We start from the raw sequence: 21,484 nt of genomic DNA, 5'->3' as shown, positions 1-21,484 counted from the left end.
ACGACGCCGATTGCCCCGCGAGGGTGCACCAGCGACGCAGTTCACGGCCGCCTGTCCAGCGGTCGCGAGCCCCGTCGGAAGCCAGCGTGTTCGTCGCGCCGGTCTGAGCATCGAGTGCCGGTGAGCACCCCGGTCACTCGGCATCGCGTCGCGTGGTGTGCCGCCGTGCGGTGGTGTGTTCGGCTGCGGCACCGGTGCCGCGGCAGACCGAGGAGGATTCTTTGGCCCGACGAGGCCAGCGCCAGTCCGGCGCTACGCGTAGCGCCACCCCACGCCGGCGTCGTGTCCGCGACGCCGAGGGGATCATGCCCGTGCTCGCCCGCGCCGTGCGCGAGGTCGAGGGCGCCGTCCAGCGCGGCGCCGTCCAGGCGTCCGTGCGGACCAAGTTCCAGGTCATCGCGCTGCTCGTGCGCGAGGAGCGGGCCCGGGTGAACGCCGACCAGTCGGCCGCCGAGGCCGACCGCACCAAGCAGCTGCGGCGGCTCGACGGGATCGCGACGATCCTGGCCAAGACCGCCGCCCGCGACACCTCGCTGCTGGCGCTGCTCGCCGAGGACGCGACCGTCTCCCCCGCGGCCGCCGCGCTCAAGCGCGAGATGATGCTGGACGCCGGTCTGGAGGTGCCTGCCGAGGAACCGAAGCGCCCCGAGCCGGCGCCGGCCAACACCTCGACGGCGCGCCGCGTCGTACCGCAGTCGGTGGTCCAGCGGCAGCTCGCCAACCCGTTCCTCACCCCGGACTTCTCGTCGCCCGCGCCGAAGCAGGTCCGCCCGCAGCGGCTGGCGGGCTGGGAGCTGCTCGGCCCGCTGTTCAAGTCGTTCGAGTACGCCACCGCCTCGGCCAGCAAGTCCCTGCCCGAGCCGACCTCGCTGCGTGCGGCGAACGGCCAGGAGCTCATGCGGCACCAGGCCCGGCTGATCGCGGCCGTCGCGAACGGACACCGGACCTTCCTGCTGGCCGACGAGCCGGGTCTCGGCAAGACCGCTCAGGCGCTGCTGGCCGCACAGGCCGCCGACGCCTACCCGCTGCTCGCCGTCGTGCCGAACGTCGTGAAGACGAACTGGGCCCGCGAGGCCGGCCTCTGGACGCCGCGGCGCAAGCCGACCGTGATCCAGGGCGACGGGGACACCATCGACGGGTTCGCCGACATCGTCATCGTCAACTACGAGGTGCTCGACCGGCACGTCGGCTGGCTCGGCGACCTCGGCTTCCGCGGCATGGTCGTGGACGAGGCGCACTTCATCAAGAACAAGAAGTCGCAGCGCTCACAGAACGTGCTGCACTTGTCCGACCGGATCCGGTCCCGGACCACCCGGCCGCTGCTGATGGCGCTTACCGGCACGCCGCTGATCAACGACATCGAGGACTTCGCGGCGATCTGGCAGTTCCTCGGCTGGATCGACGACAAGAGCCCGCGCGCCGAGCTGACCGAGAAGCTGGAGGAGTCCGGCCTGACCCCGGCCGACCCCGGGTTCTACGCGGCCGCACGGGCGAGCGTGATCGACCTGGGCATCGTCCGGCGCCGCAAGGTCGACGTGGCCGCCGACATCCCGGCGCGCCGGGTGGCCGACCTGCCGGTCGAGCTCGACGACGCCGCCGGCCGCTCGATCCGGGCCGCCGAGCGCGAGCTCGCCGACCGCCTGGTCGCTCGCTACCACGCCGTACTCGCGGCCCGCGACGGCGGCGACGACGTCGACGGCGTCGACCACGATCTGGTCCGCCGGGTGGCCGAGTGGGAGCGCGCCGAGTCGGCCAAGTCAAAGTCCGGCGACAACATCTTCAACCTGGTCCGCCGGATCGGCGCGGCGAAGGCCGGGATGGCCGCCGACTACGCGGCTCAGCTGGCGCACAACGTCGGCAAGGTGGTGTTCTTCGCCCGGCACATCGAGGTGCTGGACGCCGCCCAGGACCTGTTCACCGAGCGCGGCATCCAGTACTCGTCGATCCGCGGCGACCAGTCCCGGACCACCCGGCAGAAGAACATCGACGCGTTCGTCAACGACCCCGAGGTCTCCATCGCCGTCTGCTCACTGCTGACGGCCGGTGTCGGACTCAACCTGCAGGTCGCGTCGAACGTCGTACTGGCCGAGCTGTCCTGGACGAACGCCGAGCAGGAACAGGCCATCGACCGCGTGCACCGGATCGGCCAGTCCGACCCGGTGACGGCGTGGCGCATCATCGCCGCGCAGACGATCGACACCCGGATCGCCGACCTGATCGACAGCAAGGCCGGCCTGGCCGCCCGCGCCCTCGACGGCTCCGACGAGGAGATCTCCTCCTCCGCCGACTTCCAGCTCGAGGCCCTCACCGCCCTCCTCACGAAGGCCCTCACCGACTGATCGGCCCGTGGCGGATGGCGAACAGTTCGGCGAGGTGCAGGGTGGGGACCTGGGCCAGGTCGTCGAGCTGGAAGCGGCACGACATTCCGTCCGCGAGTACGACGGCGTCCGGGTGGGCGCGTACGGCGGGGAGGAGGTGGGTTTCGGCGATGGCGACCGAGACTTCGTAGTGGCCCGCCTCGACACCGAAGTTGCCGGCCAGGCCGCAGCAACCGGGGACCCTGGTGACGGTGGCGCCGGCGCGTTGCAGGAGATGCTGATCCGCCGACCAGCCGAGCACGGAGCTCTGGTGACAATGCGGCTGGGCGACGACCTCGACCCCGGTCAGGTCGGGTAGTGGAAGGTCCAGCTTGGTCACCAGCTCGGCAAAGGTGAGCATGCCGTCGGCGACCAACTTCGCCTCAGGCGCGTCGCTGAGCTCGAGCGCGTCACTCCGCAGCGTCGCGAGACACGACGGCTCCAGCCCGATCACCGGCACACCTGAGGCCACGTACGGCGCGAGCGTCTTGACGGTCCGCCCGATCATCCGCCGCGCCTGCCCAAGCTGCCCGGTGGTGATCCACGTCAACCCACAACAGGCATTCTCCCGAATCACCCGCGCTGTGAGCCGACTGGCCGCGAGGAACCGGATCGCCGCCAACCCGGATTCCGGGAAGAAGTGGTCGGTGAAGGAGTCCGCCCAAATCCAGACATCAGGCACCCCCTCCGCGCGGCGGGCTGAGCGTTTGAGGGTCTTCTTGGCGAAGGGTGGGATCGAGCGGCGGGGGTCGATTCCGGCGATGCGTTTGGCCAGTTGCGCGATGGGACCGCGCGTCGAGAGCGGCGCTGCGAGGCGGGCCCAGTGCGGGAGTCTGCCCAGGGTGTAGTGCGAGCGAGGGCGCCGTCTGCCTTTGTACTTCTGGAAGAGGGCTTCGGACTTGTACGTGGCCATGTCGACGCCGGCTGGACAGTCTGAGGAACAGCCTTTGCAGGAAAGGCACAGATCGAGGGCCTCGTCGACGGCTGGATGGTCGAGACCGTTGATCAGCGATCCATCCAGGGCCTCCTGGAGGACGCGGGCGCGGCCGCGGGTGGAGTCCCTCTCGTCGCGGGTTGCCAGGTACGACGGGCACATAACGCCCGTCGTCTTCGGAGCGACGCAGCGGCCGACGCCCGTGCAGCGGTGGACCGCCGCGCCGAAGTCGCCGCCGTCGTGGACCAGCCGCACACCCGGACGCTCCGGCGTGGTGCGCGGCCGGACCGGTCGGAGGTCGTCCGTGATGGACGCCGGGTCGACGATGACGCCGGGGTTGAGGAGGTTGTCCGGGTCGCAGATCTGCTTCGCCTGCGCGAACAGTCCGATCGAGGCCTCGTCGTACATCATCGGCAGGAGCTCGGACCGGACGCGCCCGTCTCCGTGCTCACCGGACAACGACCCGCCGTACTTCTTCAGCGTGGTCGCGCACTCGAGCATGAACTCCCGGAAGCCCGCGGCGCTCCCAGGGCGACCGGCCTCGAACGGGAAGTCGATGCGGCAGTGCACGCAGCCGTCACCGAAGTGACCGTACGGATACCCGTGCAGGCCGTGCGACGCCAGAAGCCCCTCGAATTCGCGCAACCAGGCGCCGAGATACTCGGGTGGAACCGCCGCGTCCTCCCAGCCGGAGTGCGCGGGCGTCGGTAGACTTACGCCCGCAAGGCCGGCGCCGTCCTCACGAATCCGCCACAAGGCAGCTGCCTCGCCCGCATCAGTGACCAATTTCGTCTCGAGCGCACCGGACGCGGCCGCAAGGCGGCTGATCAACTCAGGCCCGTCCTCACCAACGACTTCCGCGAACAGCCAGCCCGCACCCTTCGGCAGCTCCGGCACCGGCTTGCCCTGGCTGCGCACGAGATTCACGATCCGCGCATCCATGCCCTCACAAGCGATCAGGCGCCCCGGCACGGCGGCAAGCAGAGCCGGTACGGCGTCCGCCGCATCGGCCATCGTCGGATAGCCGAGCACGAGCAGCAGCCGCCCCGGCTCGTCCGGCACCAACCGAACCGTTGCCTCAAGCACCGTCCCGAGCGTGCCCTCGCTACCCACCAGGAAGCGATCCACCCGCCCTCCGTTCTCCGGCAGCAGATGCTCCAAGCTGTAGCCACTCACCTGCCGCCCGAACCGCCCGAACGACGTCCGCACGTGAGCCAGGTTGTCCGCCACCAACCCCAGCAACCGGTCAGCCGTGGTGCCCCCGCCGGCGTCGTGGGTTGCTCCGTTGCCGAACAGGACTTGTAGACCCTCGACGTTGTCTACTGTTCGGCCGTAGCCGAGGGCTCGGGAGCCGCAGGCGTTGTTGCCGATCATGCCGCCGATCGTGCAGCGGGTGTGGGTGGACGGGTCCGGCCCGAAGCGCAGTCCGTACGGCGCTACTGCGCGCTGGAGGTCGGCGTGGACGACGCCGGGCTCGACCGTCGCCGTACGCGCATCGGGGTCGATGGCAATGATCCGCTGGAGCCGACGGGTGTCGACGACAATGCCTGGACCGACCGCGTTGCCCGCGATCGACGTACCGGCGCCACGCATGGTCACGGGGACGTGTAGCTCTCGCGCGGCCGCGTGGATGGCGAGGAGCTCGTCCGTCCGGCGCGGCCGCACCACGACCAACGGGACGACGCGGTAGAGGCTCGCGTCGCCGGCGTACATCGCGCGGGCAAGCGCAGAGTCGTCGGCCTCGCTGATGCCGCGTGATCGCAGCTCGGCAACCAGTTCGTTCACACCGAGAAGTCCACCCCCTGGGCGAGCGGGAGCTCACCGGAGTAGTTGATCGTGTTCGTCGCACGCCGCATGTACCCGCGCCAGGCGTCCGAACCCGACTCGCGACCGCCGCCGGTCTGTTTCTCGCCGCCGAACGCGCCGCCGATCTCGGCACCGGACGTGCCGATATTCACGTTGACGATGCCGCAGTCGGACCCCTCGGCGGAGACGAAGACCTCGGCCTCGCCCTGGTCGCGGGTGAAGATCGAGGAAGACAGGCCCTGCGGCACATTGTTGTTGAGGGCAATGGCCTCGGCGAGGTCGTCGTACGTCAGGACGTAGAGCAGCGGCGCGAAGGTCTCGGTTCGGACGATGTCGGTCTGGCTCGGCATCGTGACGATGGCCGGCTCGACGTAGAAGGCATTCGGCGCGGCGTCGGCGAGCACCCGGCCGCCACCGGCGACCGCCTTGCCGCCTTCGGCTCCGGCCTGGGCGATCGCCGCGGTCATCACGTCGTACGCCTTGCCGTGGATCAGCGGGCCGACCAGGGTGCCCGCCGCCATCGGGTTGCCGATCGGGAGGCGTGCGTACGTCTCGACGAGGCGCTCGGTGAGTTGCTGGGCGACGGAGGTGTGCGCGATGACGCGGCGCATCGTCGTACAGCGCTGTCCGGCTGTCCCGGCGGCGGAGAAGACGATCCCGCGCAGGGCCAGATCGAGATCGGCCGAGGGCGCGACGATGGCTGCGTTGTTGCCGCCCAGCTCGAGCAGCGACCGGCCGAAGCGGTTGGCGACCCGAGGGCCGACCGCCTTGCCCATCCGGCTGGAGCCGGTGGCGCTGACCAGCGCGACACCCGAGTGATCGACCAGGGCCTCACCGACCTCCGGCCCGCCCACGACGACCTGGGACACGTCGGCCGGTGCGCCGGACTCCGCCAAGGCGCGGTCGAGCAGCGCCGCGGAGGCCCAGGCGCACAGTGGCGCTTGCTCGGACGGCTTCCAGACCACCGTGTCGCCGCACACCAGGGCGATGGCGGTGTTCCACGACCAGACGGCGACCGGGAAGTTGAACGCGCTGATCACACCGACCACGCCGAGCGGGTGCCAGGTCTCCATCAAACGGTGGCCGGGGCGTTCGGAGACCGTCGTACGGCCGTAGAGCTGTCGCGACAGGCCGACCGCGAAGTCGCAGATGTCGATCATCTCCTGCACCTCACCGAGGGCCTCGGAGGCGATCTTGCCGACCTCCGCGCTGACCAACGTCGCCAAGTCTGTCTTGTGCTCGGTGAGCAGCTCGCCGAAGCGCTTGATGACCGCGCCACGGGCCGGAGCCGGGACCTTCCGCCACTTTAGGAAGGCAGCGTTGGCGCGAGCGACCACGTCGTCGACGGCGCCCGCCTCGTCCCAGCGCACACCACCGAGGTCGCCTCCGTTGATTGGCGACCGGTGGTCCCGCTCACCAGCGATGGCGGCGGCGTCGACGCCACAGGCCTGCGCAGCGGCCAGCGCCTGGGCGCCGAGGATCTCGGGACCGGGAATCTCGGTACGGGACATGGTCGCTCCTTGTGGGATCGGGTGGTCAGACAACGTTCAGCTCCGGGCGCGCGCCAGCCGCACTGAACCGCTCGGCGTCCAGCGAGGTGACGTCGACCACCGGCTCGCGGTCGAGGCAGAGGTCACGCAGTACTTCCCCGATCGCCGGTCCCATCAGGAATCCGTGGCCGGAGAAGCCGCACGCGTACACGAATCCTGGCACGGTTCGCGAGCGGCCGATGACGGCGTTGTGGTCGGGGGTCATCTCGTAGAGCCCGGCCCAGCCGCGGCCGATGCCGAACTCCCCCAGCGCGGGGACGCGGCGCTCGATCGCCTCTGCCAGCGTGGTCAACCAGCCCGGGTCCCGCGACGTGTCGAAGCTCCACGAGTCGACGCTCTCGGGACAGCCGACCAGGAGTCCTTCGCCCTCGCGGTGGAAGTACAGCGAGGTGGTGAAGTCGATCGTGAACGGCGTCTTCGGGTCGAGACCGGGGATCGGCTCGGTGATCGCGATCTGGCGGCGGAGCGGGACCACCGGCAGGTCCACGCCGACCCAGCCGCCGACCTGCGCCGACCAGGCACCGGCCGCGCAAACCACCTGGTCTGTACGAATCGCCCCGGCGGCGGTGACGACCTGCACGATCCGGCTGCCGTCGGTCTCGATCCCTGTGGCCGGGCAGTTGGTGAGCAGCGTCGCGCCGGCTGCGCGGCCTGCCTTCGCGTATCCCTGGACGACTGATTCCGGCGTACAGTGCCCGTCTCGGGGTGACCAAGCCGCGCCGAGGATGCCGGTGCTGTCGATCAGCGGTGAGAGCCGCTTCGCCTCGGCCGCCGAGATCATCCGGCTGTCGCCGCCGGCGGCGTTGTGCAGCGCGACATTGCGTTCGAACACCGCCAGGTCGTCGGCATCGTCGACGAGGAACAGGTAGCCGGTCTGGTGCAGGTCGATCTCGGTGCCGAACAGGTCACCGAACCGCTCGAAGACCTCGAGGCTGCGCAGACCAATTTGGATGTTGACCTCGTCGGAGAAGAACCCGCGCACACCGCCGGCCGCGTGACAGGTCGATCCCTGGCCGAGCGCGCCCTGCTCGAGCAGTACGACGCGCTGCCCGGCCGACGCGAGGTGGTACGCCGTACTGACACCCATGATCCCGCCGCCGATGACGACCACGTCGGCGGCCGCGGGGAGGGTGCGAACGCGACTCATGGCACCCACTCTTTCGCGGTACGGCGGCCGCGCGAAAGCCCCCGCGGGCAAGTATCTGTGCGAGCCCGGCGCCCTGCCGCCAGAACAGGGCGCCGGTCTCGCGGTGGGGGCGCGCTAACGGGACAGCGGAGCTCCGCAGGCGTTGCAGAAGCGGGCTCCGGGTGGGTTGTTGCGGTGATCACAGCCGGGTGGGTTGGCCGGCTGCTGCGGTCCGTACTGCGGCATCGCCGTACCGACGAAGGCTGGTTGCTCCACTGGAACGGGCCTTGTGCGGTTGCGCTGGTACCAGACGATGACGCCACCTGCCAAGACGAGCAGGAGGGCCACGCCGCCGGGTAGCCACCACGGGAAGCCTCCGCCGGAGTCGGCGGCCGGCGCGGGCAGCGGGTGGTTGCCGGTGGATGCGTCGTCCCCGGTGGCAGCCCGGGGCGCGACCGGGTTCACGCCGTGCTGGCGCAGGAAGGCACCGAGGTCGGTGGTGTCGGTGATGAAGTTGAAGTTCTGCTGGTCGCGCAGCAGGAAGCTGTTCACGCCGAGCACGTTTCCGGCCTCGTCGACGGTCGGGCCGCCGGACATGCCGCCGCTCAGGTCGGCGTTGACCTCGGTCTGCGGGACGCCCTTCGGCGAGGTCTGCTGCGAGCTCGCCGTACCGGTCTTGAAACTGGCCCGCTGGTTCTCGTCGATCACCCGGCCGACCGCGGCCGGGAACCCGATCGAGATCAGCTTCGTGCCGACCGCCGGGTCCTGCGTTGCGATGGGCAACGGAAGTGCGCCCGAGATGCCGGACACCCGCAGCAGCGCGACATCGCCGTCGTTGAAGGACTTGTAGTCGATGATCTGGGCGTTGTGGTCGAACTTCACCGGCCCGCCGACCGACTCCGGCTGGGTGATGCGGACACGCGTCTCCGGCTTGCTGCCCTTGCTGCCGCCCTCGACGTCCCAGTTCTTGACGGCGTACTCCAGCCAGTCCTTGGCCTTGGTGATCTGCTTGGCCTTCTCCATGTAGAGCAGCGCCTCGATGATCAGGTCACGCCGGATCTCCTGCGGGTCGACGCAGTGGCCGGCCGTGACGATGTCGCCGGTGGCGCTGACGAGGAAGCCCGAGCACGCCCCTTCGACGACCATCGGCTCCTTGACGACGTCCTCGCCGCCCCCTTCGGTCGGGTAGCGCACGTTCGCGACCGTCCTGATGTGCAGCGCGACGACGCTCTTCTCCAGCTCGGCGCTCTGCACCGGCTCGGCCGCCGACGCCGCGACCGGCGCCATCACCCCCAGCGGCACCAGCAGAGCCGCAACGACGGCAGCCCTCTGCATCCGTCCCATCATGTGCTCCCCGTTCCCCCACGAACGCACAGAGGGGCACACCCCCAGGCAGGCCGGCACCACCCGTGCCACCGACCCTCTACTTTCCCCCCGCGGCCCCCACGACCGCACCTCGAATGTAAGTCCGCAACCCCCACCCGTCCAGAGCCCCACCCCACATCACCCCGGGGTAGGCGACTAGTTGCTCACGGCAATCCCGAGCGGGGTGCTCCACATGCATGGTCGGCGACACAAATTCAGGCGGAGGTGTGTGGGACCAGCACATGGTGCTCGGGGGTGAGGGGCAGAAACATCGGTGGGAAGAGTTCGCCCCGCTCTAGGTGAGGTGCTTATGTGGCGGTTGGTTGTGGTGTTCGCGGTGATTGTCGGATTTGGCGTCGTGCCGGCGCCTGTTGTGCAGGCTGCGGGGGTTCAGGAAGTGACTGGGTTTGGGTCTAATCCGGGGAATCTGAGGATGTTCCGGTATGTGCCTGACGGGCTCGAGGCGGGGCGGCCGTTGGTGGTTGCGTTGCACGGGTGCACGCAGTCGGCGGCCGCGTACGACGTCGAGCCGGGTTGGGTCGAGGTCGCCGAACGGATGCGCTTCGCGTTGCTGCTGCCTCAGCAGCAGAGCTCGAACAACCTGAACTCGTGCTTCAACTGGTTCGAGACGGGTGACACGACGCGGGGGTCCGGCGAGGCGCTGTCGATCAAGCAGATGGTCGATCGGATGCGGTCGGACTTCGGTACTGCGAGCAGCTTCGTCACGGGGTTGTCAGCTGGTGGTGCGATGACGTCGGTGATGTTGGCGACGTACCCGGAGGCGTTCGCTGCCGGAGCTGTCGTTGCGGGCCTGCCGTACCGTTGCGCCACGGGTGTTGCTCAGGCCTTCTCCTGCATGTCACCCGGCACGAACCTGACACCACAACAGTGGGGCGACAAGGTGCGCGCCGCTTCGACCGGTCCGTGGCCGACAATCTCGCTCTGGCACGGCACAGCCGACTCGACGGTTGCCTATAGCAACCTCAATGAGCTCGTCGAGCAGTGGACCAATGTGCACAGCACGGATCAGACGGCCGACGTGTCGGACACCATCGGCGGCTATCCGCACAAGGTGTATCGCAACAGCGCCGGCGTTTCGGTCGTGGAGACGTACTCGATCACCGGGATGAATCATGGGCAGCCGATCGATCCCGGTACGTGCGGGACGACTGCGCCGTACGTCCTCGATGTCAACATCTGCGCGGCCGAGCACATTGCGCGCTTCTGGGGTCTCGACGATGCTCCGACCTCACCTGGCACGCGGATGTTCCCGAGCATCGACAGCCAGGACGGCTACGTCAAAGCTCAGTCCGACGGCTCCGCCCCCATCGTCGGGACGCTCGCCAACCTGGCTGTCGGCCAAGGCACGGACGGCAAGCAGAATCGCGCCGTACTCTCCTTCGACACCTCGACCATCCCCGACGACGCCACCATCACCCGCGCCTGGCTGACCGTCACCTCCGTCTCAGGCGTCGGCGACCCTTGGGCCGGCTCCAACCAACTCCTGATCGACCTTCAGACCGGTTGCTTCAACACCTGCACCACCGAACCCGCTGACTGGGCCGCCCCGCCAACGACTCCAGCCGTGGCGAGCCTCCCGCCCTTCGCCACCGGCCCAGCCACCTCTACCGACTTCTCCCCCACTGCCATCAACCGAACCGGCCCCACCCAGCTCAAACTCCGCTTCGCCCAATCCCCCACAACCACCGCCTACCGCTTCCTCTCCCCCGGAGCTCAAGCGACCTTGCACATCACGTACGACGGTTAGTTCTGGCCCAAGCAAAAGGAAAGGCAAGGAGAATGGAACTCCCTGCCACTATCAACCTATAGCGCACTGGGGGACTTGCCGCAAGGCCCCGGTCGTGCTGCAGAATCGCGGTTCTCAGCCAGAAGAATCTCGATCAGTGGGGGTTTTTGTGATTGACGTGATCGTTGCCGGCGGCGGGCCGACCGGGATGATGCTGGCCAGTGAACTGCGGCTGCACGGCGTGCACGTGGTCGTGCTCGAGCGGGACTCCGGACCGACCAAAGTCGTCCGGGCGCTCGGGCTGCATGCGCGCAGTATCGAGGTGCTGGACCAGCGCGGTCTGCTGGAGCGGTTCCAGGAGCACGGGAAGCAGTTCCCGGTCGGCGGGTTCTTCGCCGGGATCCTCAAGCCGAACCCGGTTCACCTGGACAGCTCCCATCCGTACGTCCTCGGCATCCCGCAGAACATCACCGACCGTCTGCTCGCCGAGCATGCCGCCGAGGTCGGCGCCGATATCCGGCCCGACACCGAGCTGGTCGATCTGAGCCAGGACGCCGACGGGGTGACCGTCGTACTGGCTGATGGGAGTCAGCTGCGCTCGCGGTATCTCGTGGGCTGCGACGGTGGCCGCAGTACGGTGCGCCGGCTGCTCGGCGTCGGCTTTCCGGGTGAGACCAGTCAGGTCGAGACGTTGCTTGGTGAGATGGAGGTGGCGGCGGCACCGGAGACGCTCATGGCTGCCGTCATGGAGATCCGCAAGACCGAGCTGCGGTTCGGGGCCATGCCGCTCCAGGATGGGACGTACCGCGTCGTCGTACCTGCTGATGGGTTGACCGGGGACCGCACGACCCCGCCTAGTTTCGAGGAGTTCAAGGGGCAGTTGCAGAAGTACGCCGGTACGGACTTCGGAGTGCACTCACCACGCTGGCTCTCCCGGTTCGGCGACGCGACGCGCCTGGCCGACCTGTACCGCACCGGGCGCGTCCTGCTCGCCGGCGACGCCGCCCACATCCACCCGCCGGCGGGCGGTCAGGGCCTCAACCTCGGCATCCAGGACGCGGTCAACCTGGGGTGGAAACTCGCCGCCGAGATCAACGGGTGGGCGCCCGACGATCTCCTCGACACCTACCACGCCGAACGGCACCCCGTGGCTGCCGACGTACTCGACAACACCCGGGCCCAGATGGAACTCATGTCCACCGAGCCCGGAGCCCAAGCGGTACGGCGCTTGGTGTCAGAGCTCATGGATTTCGAGGACGTCCACCGTCTCCTGATCGAGAAGATCACAGCCACCGCGATCCGCTACGACTTCGGCGAGGACCACGACCTGATCGGCCGCCGCCTCCCGGACCTCCCTCTCAAACAGGGCCGCCTCTACGATCACCTCCACACCGCCCGCGGCATCCTGCTCGACCAAACCGGCACCCTCTCCATCACCGGCTGGGAAGACCGCGTAGACCACCTCACCGGAGACCTCCCCCACCCCGCCCTCCTCCTCCGCCCCGACGGCCACATCGCCTGGCTCGGCAACTCCCAGCAAGCCCTCAACCCCCACCTCACCAAGTGGTTCGGCCGCAAGAACACCTGAGCCGCGCCGCCCGGTGACTGTGGTGTGGTCACCGGGCGGGGGCGTGGGGACGGGCTAGTTGGGTGGGAGGGTGGTGGTGTGGAGGGTGGTGCCGGATTGGTCTCGGAGGTTGACGGTTAGGTGGTGGGTGGTGGCGTCGATGGTTACTTCGCCGAAGTACTGGTAGCCGTAGGCGGGGTTGCCTACGTCGGCGGAGGGGGCGCCCTTGGCGAAGACGACCTGGGGGCCGAAGGTGGGGTCGACGGGGTTCGGGCGCGGCTCGACGCCGACTGCTGCGTTGAGGGGGCCGGAGACGAACTCCCAGAACGGGTCGAAGTCGGTGAACTTGGCGCGTGACGGGTCGTAGTGGTGGGCAGCGGTGTAGTGCACGTCGCCGGTGACCCAGACCATGCCGGTGATGCGGTTGCGTTTGGCGTACGCGAGCAGCTCGGCGATCTCGAGCTCGCGGCCCAGCGGCGTACCGGGGTCGCCTTGGGCGATGGCTTCGATGGCGGCGCCGTCGGGGACGACGAGACTGATCGGGAGGTCGGCCGCGAGCACCTTCCAGGTGGCCCGGGATGCCTTGAGCTCGCGCTTCAGCCAGTCGAGCTGACGGCGCCCGAACACGCCGCCGTCGCTGACGGCCTCCAGCCCGGCAGTGTTGGCGTCCTTGTACGAGCGCATGTCGATCACGAAGACGTCGAGCAGTTCGCCGTACCGATTGACCCGGTACACGCGGCCTTCGTCGTCGGTGCGGGTGCTGGTGGGCAGGTACTCGTGGAAGGCACGACGTGCCCGGGCAGCGAGTACGTCGACCCGCTTCTCGGTGTACCGGCTGTCGTCCAGGATCTCGCCCGGGTACCAGTTGTTGGTGACCTCGTGGTCGTCCCAGGAGTTGATCTGCGGCACCTCGGCGTTGAACCGCCGCAGGTTCTCGTCGAGCAGGTTGTAGCGGTAGTTGCCGCGGTACTCGGCCAGCGTCTCGGCCACCTTCGACTTCTCGGCGGTGACGAGGTTGCGCCACACGGTGCCGTCCGGCAGCGGCTTCTCCGCGGGCAGTACGCCGTCGGCGTAGATCAGGTCGCCGGAGCAGATGAAGAAGTCCGGGTTCAGCCGGCGCATCGCCTCGAAGATCCGGTACCCGCCGCGCGCGGGGTCGATCCCCCACCCCTGGCCGGCGAGGTCGGCCGACCACAGGAACCGGATGTCGGCCGATCCGTTCGGCGCGGTCCGCAGCCGGCCGTACTCCGGCGCGCTGTTGCGCCGGTCGTCGTCCGGATCCGCGACGACGACCCGGTAGAAGACGTCCTCACCGGCGGGCAGGCCGCGGAGCAGAGTCTTGCCGGTGAAGTCGCTGCGCTCATCCAGGATCGGGCCGCTCAGACGCCGTACCCGTCGAAAGGTCTCGGTCGGACTCACCTCGACCCACATCCGGGCCGGCCGGTCCGACCGCGCCCAGACGACCGCCTGCGACGCGGAGACGTCACCGGACTGCACGCCATGGGTGATTGCGGGGCGACCCGACCGCACCAGAGCCGGCGCGCCGATGGCCGATGAGGTCGGCAGTAACAGCGACGCGCCCGCGGCCGCGCCACCGAGCAGCAGAGTACGGCGACCTGGACGGTGGAAGGACTTCGGTTCGGACATGACACTCCCGGGGGGCAGGGGAAAGGACTCCTCCGGTCTAACCACGGCGAACCAAGCTCGGGTGAAACCCGCGCCAATGTCTCCGAAACCCCTGCCGAGCAGCTACCGACTCCGATCGATGGGGCAAGAAGCGGACGGGATAGATTGTGGGGGTGCGGGGACTGCGCGGGCGGCGGCGAGAAGTTGCCGTGTTGGAGGGGTTGGTCGGGGCTGCGCGGGCGGGCCGGAGCGAGGCGCTGGTGCTTCGTGGCGAGGCTGGGGTCGGGAAGTCGGCGTTGCTCGACGCGCTGGTTGCGCGGAGCGAGGCTTGCCGGGTTGCGCGGGCCGTGGGTGTCGAGTCCGAGATGGAGCTTGCGTACTCCGGACTCCATCAGCTGTGTGCGCCCTTCCTTGACCTGGCCGACCGGCTACCGGGGCCGCAGCATGACGCGCTCGGTACGGCGTTCGGCGAGCAGAGCGGACCTGCTCCGGACAAGTTTCTGGTCGGCCTCGCCGTACTGAATCTTCTGTCCGACGCGGCGACCAAGCAGCCGGTGCTGTGTGTCATCGACGACGCGCAATGGATCGATCTGATGTCCGCCCGGATCCTGGCGTTTGTCGCGCGGAGGTTGGCTGCTGAGTCGGTGGTGATGGTGTTCGCCGTACGCGATGGTGAGGATCACGAGCTGACTGGTTTGGCCGAGCTCGAGGTTCGCGGGCTGGGTGATGCAGACGCGCGAGCTCTGCTCGACTCGGTGCTGCCCGGTCCGGTTGACCCGCGAGTGCGGGACCGGATCGTGGCCGAGACCCGCGGCAATCCGCTTGCCCTGCTTGAGCTTCCGCACGCGTGGAGCCTCACCGAGTTGGCGGACGGCGCCAGTCCGGGCACGCTTGCGAGCCGGATCGAGGAGGGCTTCGTACGGCGGCTCGAGGTGCTCCCGCAAGACACCCGGCTGCTCCTGCTCACGGCAGCCGCGGAGCCGCTCGGCGACCCGACATTGCTCTGGCGTGCGGCGGAGAAGCTCGAACTCGGGGCAGATCCCGCGGCTGCGGCGATCGCAACCGGGCTGATCACCTTTGGCCGGCACATTCAGTTCAGGCATCCGATGGTGCGGTCGGCGGCCTACCGGCTGGCGACGCCGCAGGAGCGGCAGGCGGTGCACCGAGCGTTGGCCGAGGTGACCGATCCCGACGTGGACCCGGACCGGCGCGCGTGGCACCGGGCGAACGCGACACCGCTCCCTGATGAGGTGGTCGCCGCCGAGCTCGAGCGGTCTGCCGACCGCGCGCGGGCGCGAGGCGGGTTCTTCGCGGCCGGCGCGTTCCTGGAACGATCGGCGGCGCTGACGCTCGACCCTGATCGCCGGTCGCAGCGGTTGTTGGCTGCCGCCGCGGCCAAGCGCCGGGCTGGTGCGCTCGAGGCAACGCTCGATCTTCTCGGCAGCGCGCTCGTCGGACCACCGAACGCGCTCCACGAAGCCGAGGCCCAGCGACTGCGCGGCCAGATCGCGTTCGACCAAGGCAGAGCCGACGAGGCGGCCCGCACTCTGCTCGCCGCAGCTGGCCGACTCGAGCCCCACGACGTCGACCAAGCGCGGCTCGCCTACCTCGAGGCGATGTCGGCAGCCATCTGGGCAAGCGGCCCAGACACCGCGAGCATCCTCACAACCGCAGCAACCGCAACTCCCCCACCACACCCGCCCGATGAGCTGCTGCAGGCGCTTGCGGTGCGGGTCACACGTGGGTACGGCGAAGCGGCGCCCCAGCTCATGGCGGCGGTTGAGCGTGCGCGTTCGGCGGGTGGCGACGCGGGCGAGGTCGCCGGACGGGTCGGTGGGATGGTCGCGATTGAGGTTTGGGATTTTGATGCCGCGCTCGAGCTTGCGGGGTGGCAGGACCGGGCGGCTCGGGAGAGCGGCGCGCTTGTGCAGTTGCAGTTTGCGCTCAGTTCGCGGGCCAATCTGTTGTGCTTGTCGGGCGAACTGAGCGCGGTGTCCGGCATTGTCGACGAGGATCGGCAGATTGCGGCATCTACTGGGAACCCGCCGGTCGTCTACGGGCCTTTGCTGTTCGAGGCGTTTCGCGGCAACGAGCGTGAGGCCCGCCGGCTGGTCGACGCGACGATTCAAGAGGCGACCGAACATCACCAGGGTCGGATCGCGGCGTTCGCGTCGTACGCGGATGCGGTGCTCAACAACGGTCTCGGCAGGTACGACGTTGCTCGCGACGCCGCGCTTCACGTGTTCGAGCAAGATGTCGTCGGGCACGGCGTACTGGTCGTCGGGGAGCTCGCCGAGGCGGCGTCGAGGACTGGCGACACCAAGCTGGTCGAGTCCGCGTTGGCCTGGGTGACCGAGCGCGTCACCGCGACTCCGACGGACTGGGGGCGCGGCATCGAGGCACGCGTCCGGGCGTTGCTCGGCGGGGACGAAGATGCCTATCGCCAGTCGATCGAGCACCTTCGACGGACCAAGCTGCGCGTCGAGGTGGCTCGGGCCGAGCTGTTGTACGGCGAGTGGTTGCGCCGCGAGGGACGTCGTGCGGATGCTCGTGAACAACTGCGGACGGCTCACGAGCAGCTCGCTGCGATGGGGCTCGAGGCGTTCGCTGAGCGCGCTCGGCACGAGCTGCTGGCCACCGGCGAGACGGTCCGCAAACGCACGCCGGACACGCTCAACGACCTCACTGCGCAGGAGGCCCAGATCGCGGGACTGGCGCGGGACGGGCTCACGAATGTCGAGATCGGGGCGCAGCTGTACATCAGTCCCCGGACCGTGGAGTGGCACCTGCGCAACACGTTCTCGAAGCTCGGGATCACGTCCCGCCGGCAGCTCCGGAAGGCGCTCGACTCGCAGAACCAGGGATGACCACGGGGGCGACGAGCGCTTGCGGTGCCGAGGATGGGAGGACCTTCGTCGAAGGAGTCGTCCCATGGACGCCAAGCTCAAGGCTGTCGTCGTACCCGTGTCCGATGTCGATCGGACCCGGCATTTCTACCGTGCGCTCGGGTTTCACCTGGACTGCGACCAGCAGGACGGCGAGGTGCGGGTCGTGCAGCTGACCCCGCCGGGCTCGCTGTGCTCGATCATCATCGGCACCGGCATCGAGTCAGCCCAGCCGGGGTCGGCCGTCGGTGTGCTGAGGGTGGATGACCTCCCGGCAGCGATCGCCGACCTGGCGAAGCGCGGCGCCGCTCCGAGCCCCATCAGGAAGAGCGCAACAGGCGTCGACCAGGCATCCTTCCACGACCCGGATGGCAACAAGTGGCTCCTGGTGGGCGATGCACCCTGGAACTGAGGACCTCCTCAGGTTCGGGCGTCGCGGGGGATGCCGGCCGCCGCGTACGCGTCGGGTTCGTCGAGGGTTTCGTGGATGAGGAGTTGGGTGGCGATGCCGTCGAGGCGGTCGCGGTTCTCCCGCAACAGCCGCCTGGCTTCTTGGTAGCACTCGTCGATGAGGCGGCGGACCTCCTCGTCGACGGTGTTCAGGAGACCATCTGAGGCGACAGCCCGCGGATCCCCGTCCGACGGGAGGACCGAGACCGGACCGACGGCCGCGGACATCCCCCAGCGGCCGACCATCGCGCGGGCGATCCGGGTCGCGGTCTCCAGATCGCTCTCGGCGCCAGTGGTCACCACGCCCAGCACCTCCTGCTCGGCAGCCATCCCACCCAGCGCGCCGATGATCCGACCGCGCAGGTAGTCCGCGTCGTACCCGTACCGGTCCATCTCCGGCGTCGACAACGTCACCCCCAACGCCCGGCCCCGCGGGATGATCGACACCTTCCGCACCGGGTCCGCACCGACCTGGATCATCCCCAGCAGGGCATGTCCACCCTCGTGATACGCCGTACGACGCCTCTCCTCCTCCGGCATCACCACATTGCGCGCCGTCCCGAGCTGGATCTTCTCCAACGCGTCAGTCAGATCGTGGTGATGGATCTCCGAACGACCCGACCGCGCGGCAGCCAACGCCGCCTCGTTCAACAGGTTGGCCAGGTCCGCACCGGTCATCCCCGGCGTGGACCGCGACATCGCGGCAAGATCAACATCCGAAGCCAGCGGCTTCCCCCGCGCGTGCACCCGCAGAATCGCCTCCCGGCCCTGCTGATCAGGAGCGTGCACGGTGATCGTCCGGTCGAACCGCCCCGGCCGCAGCAACGCCGGATCGAGCACGTCGGGCCGGTTCGTCGCCGCCAGAACCACCACGCCCTCGGTCCCGGAGAAACCGTCCATCTCGGTCAGGATCTGATTCAGCGTCTGCTCCCCCTCGTCGTGGCCACCGATCGCCCGGCCACCACCCCGCGCCCGCCCGATGGTGTCGATCTCGTCGATGAAGATGATCGCCGGCGCCACCTTCCGCGCCTCCCCGAACAGCTGCCGCACCCGACTCGCCCCAACCCCGACGATCGCCTCGATGAACTCCGAAGCACTCGCCGAGAAGAACGGCACCCCCGCCTCACCGGCGGTTGCCCGCGCAAGCAGCGTCTTCCCCGTCCCCGGCGCACCCGCCAGCAACACACCCTTCGGTGCCCGCGCACCCAACCGGCGGTACTTGTCCGGGTCCTTCAGGTAGTCGACGATCTCGGTGATCTCCCCCTTCACCTCGTCGATCCCCGCCACATCGGCGAACGTCGTCCGCACGCTCTCCGGATCCACCGGCTTCTTCTGCCCACCGCCCAGCAAACCACCCAGACCACCCGCGGCCGCACGCTGCTGACGCCGGAACAACCACAGGTAGAACCCGACCAGCAACAGGATCGGCGCGAACGAGATCAGCAAGTTCCACAACGTGCCGCGGGACTGGACCACCGGAGTCGCCCGCACCGTCGTCCCGCTCTTCTCCAATGCGCCGTACAGGTCGTCGTTGGCGAACGTCGGCCGCTCGGTGGTGAACTTCGTGTACGACGTGTCCGTCTTGCCCGGCACCGACGCAGCCTCCTTCAGCTGGCCCTCGATCGTGTCGCCCCGAGCGAAGATCTCCGCGACGTTGCCCTTCTCGACCTGCGTGGTGAACTCGGTGTACGCGATCGTCTCCGCGCCGCCGGACATCTGGTCCTGCATCGTGGTGAGCAGGAACAGCACGAGGTAGCCGCCGACGATCCACGCCACCAACCTCAGCCAGCCAGGCCGGCGCGGCCGGTTTCCCTTTCCGGTCGGCATGCCTTCGGTCCGCCACGGTTGATCGGGCCGCCGCTCGGCCTGGTCACGCTCGGCGGGCCGCCGCTCGTCGCGTTCGGCAGGCTGCTGCTCACCCTGGCGCTGGTTCTGGTCACTCATGGTCAGCTCCCCCTGGCCGGGATCTTTCCCTGACTCGAACAGGTGTCCCACGCCCGGCCGGTCCGGCGCAACCACCGTCCCATCCCAGCCCCAGGGACGACACCAGGGATCACCACTGGGGCGAGCACGCGCCCGGGGAGCGACAGTCAATGGTGTCGGAACAACTACAGGAGGAAGCAGTGAGCACCGATCTCAAGTTCGAGGCCGTCGTCATCCCGGTCACCGACGTGGACAAGGCGAAGGCGTTCTACGAGCAGCTGGACTGGCGGCTGGACGTCGACTTCGCGTTCGACAACGGTTTCCGGGTCGTTCAGTTCACCCCGCCGGGCTCGCCGGCGTCGGTGCAGTTCGGCAGCAACATCACCACCGCCGAGCCGGGCTCGGCCCAGGGCCTCTACCTCATCGTCTCCGACATCGAGGCCGCGCGGAGCGAGCTCGCGGCGCGCGGAGTCGAGGTCAGCGAGGCGTTCCACCCCGCGACCCCGGGCGCGCAGTTCCAGGCCGACGACAGCGGCCGAGTCAACGGGCCGGCCGACGAGCGCGCCAGCTACGGCTCGTTCGCCACTTTCACCGACCCCGACGGCAACGGCTGGCTGCTGCAGGAGGTCACCAAGCGGCTGCCCGGCCGGGTCGACCCCGCGGAAACGACGTACACCTCGGTGGACGACCTGAAGCAGGCGCTGACTCGCGCAGCGACGGCTCACGGCGAGCACGAGAAGCGCAACGGCGGCGAGTACGACGAGGCCTGGCCCGAGTGGTACGCCACCTACATGGTCGCCGAGCGGACCGGCCAGGAACTCCCCCAATGAGCGACTACGACGTCATCGTGATCGGCGGCGGCTCCCCCGGTGAGCACGCCGCCGGGGCCCTCGCCGAGGGCGGCCTGCGGGTCGCGGTCGTCGAGTCCGAACTGGTCGGGGGCGAGTGCTCGTACTGGGCCTGCATCCCGTCGAAGACCCTGCTCCGTCCGGGCGAGGCCGCGCAGGCCGCGAACGAGGCCGCCGCTCCCGCGACGGTCGACGTCGAGGCGGCGCTGGCGTACCGCGACTTCATGGTCTCGGACTACTCCGACGCCGGTCAGGAGAAGTGGCTCGCCGACAACAAGATCGACCTGATCCGCGGCCGCGGCCGGCTGGCCGGAACCGGCGTGGTCGAGGTCGACGGACGCCAGTACACCGCAGAGCACGTCGTACTCGCGAACGGCTCCGACGCCGTCGTGCCGCCCATCCCGGGCCTCGACGAGCTCGACGGCGTCTGGACGAGCCGCGAGGCGACGAGCATGAAGGCGGTCCCCCGCCGCTTGGTGGTGCTCGGAGGCGGACCGGTCGGCGTCGAGATGGCGCAAGCGGTACGGCGCTTGGGCGGCGACGTCGTCCTGGTCGAGTCAGCCGACCACCTGCTGTCCCATGAGGCCGCACCACTGGGTGAGGCCCTCGGCGAGGTGCTACGACGCGACGGGATCGAGCTGATCACCGGCGCACGAGCGACTGCGGCCCGACGCGACGGTGACGACTACGTGCTCGTGCTGGAGGACGATCGCGAGGTTCGCGGCGACCGGCTGCTGATCGCCACCGGTCGCCGGCCGCGTGTCGACGGCATCGGGCTGGAGACGATCGGCGTCACGGCCGACGCCGACGGAGTGCCGGTCAACGCTCGCCTGCAGGTCGCGGACCGGGTCTGGGCAGTGGGCGATGTGACGGGCATCTGGCTGTTGACCCATGTCGGCAAGTACCAAGCCCGCGTCGTCGCCGCGAACATCCTCGGCGAACCACGGGAGGCGAACTACGACGCCGTACCGCGGGTCGTCTTCACCGATCAGCAGGCCGCGGCGGTCGGTGCGACGGCGGCGCCGTACAGCGCGACCATCGCGCTGCGGGACGTGGCGAAGACGGCCACGTACACGCACGAGTACGCCAACAGCCCGGGATTCCTCACGCTGCTGAGTGACGGCGAACGCCTCACCGGCGCCTACGCCCTCGGGCCGGAAGCCGGCGAGTGGCTGCAGCAGGCCACGCTCGCGATCCGCGCCCGCATCCCGATCACCGTCCTCCGCGACACCATCCAGCCCTTCCCGACCTTCTCCGAGATCTACCTCCCGGCCCTCAAAGCCCTGGCAACTACGTGAGT

At 69.2% G+C, this 21,484-nt stretch carries 13 protein-coding genes; 7 read left to right on the top strand and 6 right to left on the bottom strand.

Going from position 1 to position 21,484, the window contains the following annotated elements:
- Positions 1 to 221: 221 nt before the first annotated feature.
- Positions 222 to 2,339 carry a DEAD/DEAH box helicase gene (locus ACIBGM_RS25915; RefSeq protein WP_396386970.1) on the top strand — a complete coding sequence of 706 codons (2,118 nt, stop codon included), beginning with the start codon at positions 222 to 224 and terminating at the stop codon, positions 2,337 to 2,339.
- Here ACIBGM_RS25915 and ACIBGM_RS25910 read toward each other — a convergent pair.
- The 4 genes from ACIBGM_RS25910 to ACIBGM_RS25895 all read right to left on the bottom strand — a co-directional run bounded on the left by ACIBGM_RS25910 (position 2,329) and on the right by ACIBGM_RS25895 (position 9,108).
- Positions 2,329 to 5,076 (bottom strand): FAD-binding and (Fe-S)-binding domain-containing protein, encoded by a 2,748-nt coding sequence (locus ACIBGM_RS25910; RefSeq protein ID WP_396386969.1) that lies wholly within the window; start codon positions 5,074 to 5,076, stop codon positions 2,329 to 2,331. The genes ACIBGM_RS25915 and ACIBGM_RS25910 overlap by 11 nt on opposite strands.
- Complete coding sequence (locus tag ACIBGM_RS25905) at positions 5,073 to 6,608, bottom strand: aldehyde dehydrogenase family protein (RefSeq protein ID WP_396386968.1); 1,536 nt, start codon at positions 6,606 to 6,608, stop codon at positions 5,073 to 5,075. Before ACIBGM_RS25905 ends, ACIBGM_RS25910 begins: the two co-directional genes overlap by 4 nt.
- A 25-nt stretch (positions 6,609 to 6,633) precedes the next feature.
- Positions 6,634 to 7,794, bottom strand: coding sequence for an NAD(P)/FAD-dependent oxidoreductase (locus ACIBGM_RS25900; protein WP_396386967.1), 1,161 nt, complete (start codon positions 7,792 to 7,794; stop codon positions 6,634 to 6,636).
- Positions 7,795 to 7,908: 114 nt separating this feature from the next.
- Positions 7,909 to 9,108: a trypsin-like peptidase domain-containing protein gene (locus tag ACIBGM_RS25895; protein WP_396386966.1), complete on the bottom strand. Its 1,200-nt coding sequence runs from the start codon at positions 9,106 to 9,108 to the stop codon at positions 7,909 to 7,911.
- A gap of 340 nt (positions 9,109 to 9,448) precedes the next feature.
- On the opposite strand from ACIBGM_RS25895, the gene ACIBGM_RS25890 reads away from it, so the two are divergent.
- Together ACIBGM_RS25890 and rox are read left to right on the top strand one after the other, a co-directional pair.
- Complete coding sequence (locus ACIBGM_RS25890) at positions 9,449 to 10,906, top strand: PHB depolymerase family esterase (RefSeq protein WP_396386965.1); 1,458 nt, start codon at positions 9,449 to 9,451, stop codon at positions 10,904 to 10,906.
- 148 nt (positions 10,907 to 11,054) lie between these two features.
- The gene (rox, locus tag ACIBGM_RS25885; RefSeq protein ID WP_396386964.1) at positions 11,055 to 12,473 is read left to right on the top strand and encodes a rifampin monooxygenase; all 1,419 of its coding nucleotides are present in this window, start codon (positions 11,055 to 11,057) and stop codon (positions 12,471 to 12,473) included.
- A gap of 54 nt (positions 12,474 to 12,527) precedes the next feature.
- On the opposite strand, the gene ACIBGM_RS25880 is transcribed toward rox, so the two are convergent.
- Complete coding sequence (locus ACIBGM_RS25880; protein ID WP_360523558.1) at positions 12,528 to 14,099, bottom strand: alkaline phosphatase D family protein; 1,572 nt, start codon at positions 14,097 to 14,099, stop codon at positions 12,528 to 12,530.
- 146 nt (positions 14,100 to 14,245) lie between these two features.
- Between ACIBGM_RS25880 and ACIBGM_RS25875 the strand changes: the two genes are divergently transcribed.
- Both ACIBGM_RS25875 and ACIBGM_RS25870 read left to right on the top strand, forming a co-directional pair.
- Positions 14,246 to 16,945, top strand: a complete 2,700-nt coding sequence (locus tag ACIBGM_RS25875; protein WP_360523555.1) for an AAA family ATPase — start codon at positions 14,246 to 14,248, stop codon at positions 16,943 to 16,945.
- A gap of 64 nt (positions 16,946 to 17,009) precedes the next feature.
- The gene (locus ACIBGM_RS25870; protein WP_360523552.1) at positions 17,010 to 17,375 is read left to right on the top strand and encodes a VOC family protein; all 366 of its coding nucleotides are present in this window, start codon (positions 17,010 to 17,012) and stop codon (positions 17,373 to 17,375) included.
- 8 nt (positions 17,376 to 17,383) lie between these two features.
- Here the strand turns inward: ACIBGM_RS25870 and ftsH are convergent, their stop codons facing one another.
- Positions 17,384 to 19,357, bottom strand: coding sequence for an ATP-dependent zinc metalloprotease FtsH (gene ftsH / locus ACIBGM_RS25865; protein WP_360523549.1), 1,974 nt, complete (start codon positions 19,355 to 19,357; stop codon positions 17,384 to 17,386).
- 179 nt (positions 19,358 to 19,536) lie between these two features.
- On the opposite strand from ftsH, the gene ACIBGM_RS25860 reads away from it, so the two are divergent.
- Both ACIBGM_RS25860 and ACIBGM_RS25855 read left to right on the top strand, forming a co-directional pair.
- Positions 19,537 to 20,166, top strand: a complete 630-nt coding sequence (locus tag ACIBGM_RS25860) for a VOC family protein (RefSeq protein ID WP_360523546.1) — start codon at positions 19,537 to 19,539, stop codon at positions 20,164 to 20,166.
- The gene (locus ACIBGM_RS25855) at positions 20,163 to 21,482 is read left to right on the top strand and encodes an NAD(P)/FAD-dependent oxidoreductase (RefSeq protein WP_360523543.1); all 1,320 of its coding nucleotides are present in this window, start codon (positions 20,163 to 20,165) and stop codon (positions 21,480 to 21,482) included. Before ACIBGM_RS25860 ends, ACIBGM_RS25855 begins: the two co-directional genes overlap by 4 nt.
- The last annotated feature ends 2 nt before the right edge of the window (positions 21,483 to 21,484 follow it).

Source organism: Kribbella sp. NPDC050470 (assembly GCF_044458365.1).
GTDB lineage: Bacteria > Actinomycetota > Actinomycetes > Propionibacteriales > Kribbellaceae > Kribbella.
This window is presented reverse-complemented; position numbering and strand designations above follow the sequence as displayed.

Bases quoted from the DNA above. Each gene is read 5' to 3' on its own strand.
- ACIBGM_RS25900 (WP_396386967.1), bottom strand. From the start codon at position 7,794: ATGAGTCGCGTTCGCACCCTCCCCGCGGCCGCCGACGTGGTCGTCATC.
- ACIBGM_RS25895 (WP_396386966.1), bottom strand. From the start codon at position 9,108: ATGCAGAGGGCTGCCGTCGTTGCGGCTCTGCTGGTGCCGCTGGGGGTG.
- ACIBGM_RS25870 (WP_360523552.1), top strand. From the start codon at position 17,010: ATGGACGCCAAGCTCAAGGCTGTCGTCGTACCCGTGTCCGATGTCGAT.
- ACIBGM_RS25905 (WP_396386968.1), bottom strand. From the start codon at position 6,608: ATGTCCCGTACCGAGATTCCCGGTCCCGAGATCCTCGGCGCCCAGGCG.
- ACIBGM_RS25890 (WP_396386965.1), top strand. From the start codon at position 9,449: ATGTGGCGGTTGGTTGTGGTGTTCGCGGTGATTGTCGGATTTGGCGTC.
- ftsH (WP_360523549.1), bottom strand. From the start codon at position 19,357: ATGAGTGACCAGAACCAGCGCCAGGGTGAGCAGCAGCCTGCCGAACGC.
- ACIBGM_RS25855 (WP_360523543.1), top strand. From the start codon at position 20,163: ATGAGCGACTACGACGTCATCGTGATCGGCGGCGGCTCCCCCGGTGAG.
- ACIBGM_RS25880 (WP_360523558.1), bottom strand. From the start codon at position 14,099: ATGTCCGAACCGAAGTCCTTCCACCGTCCAGGTCGCCGTACTCTGCTG.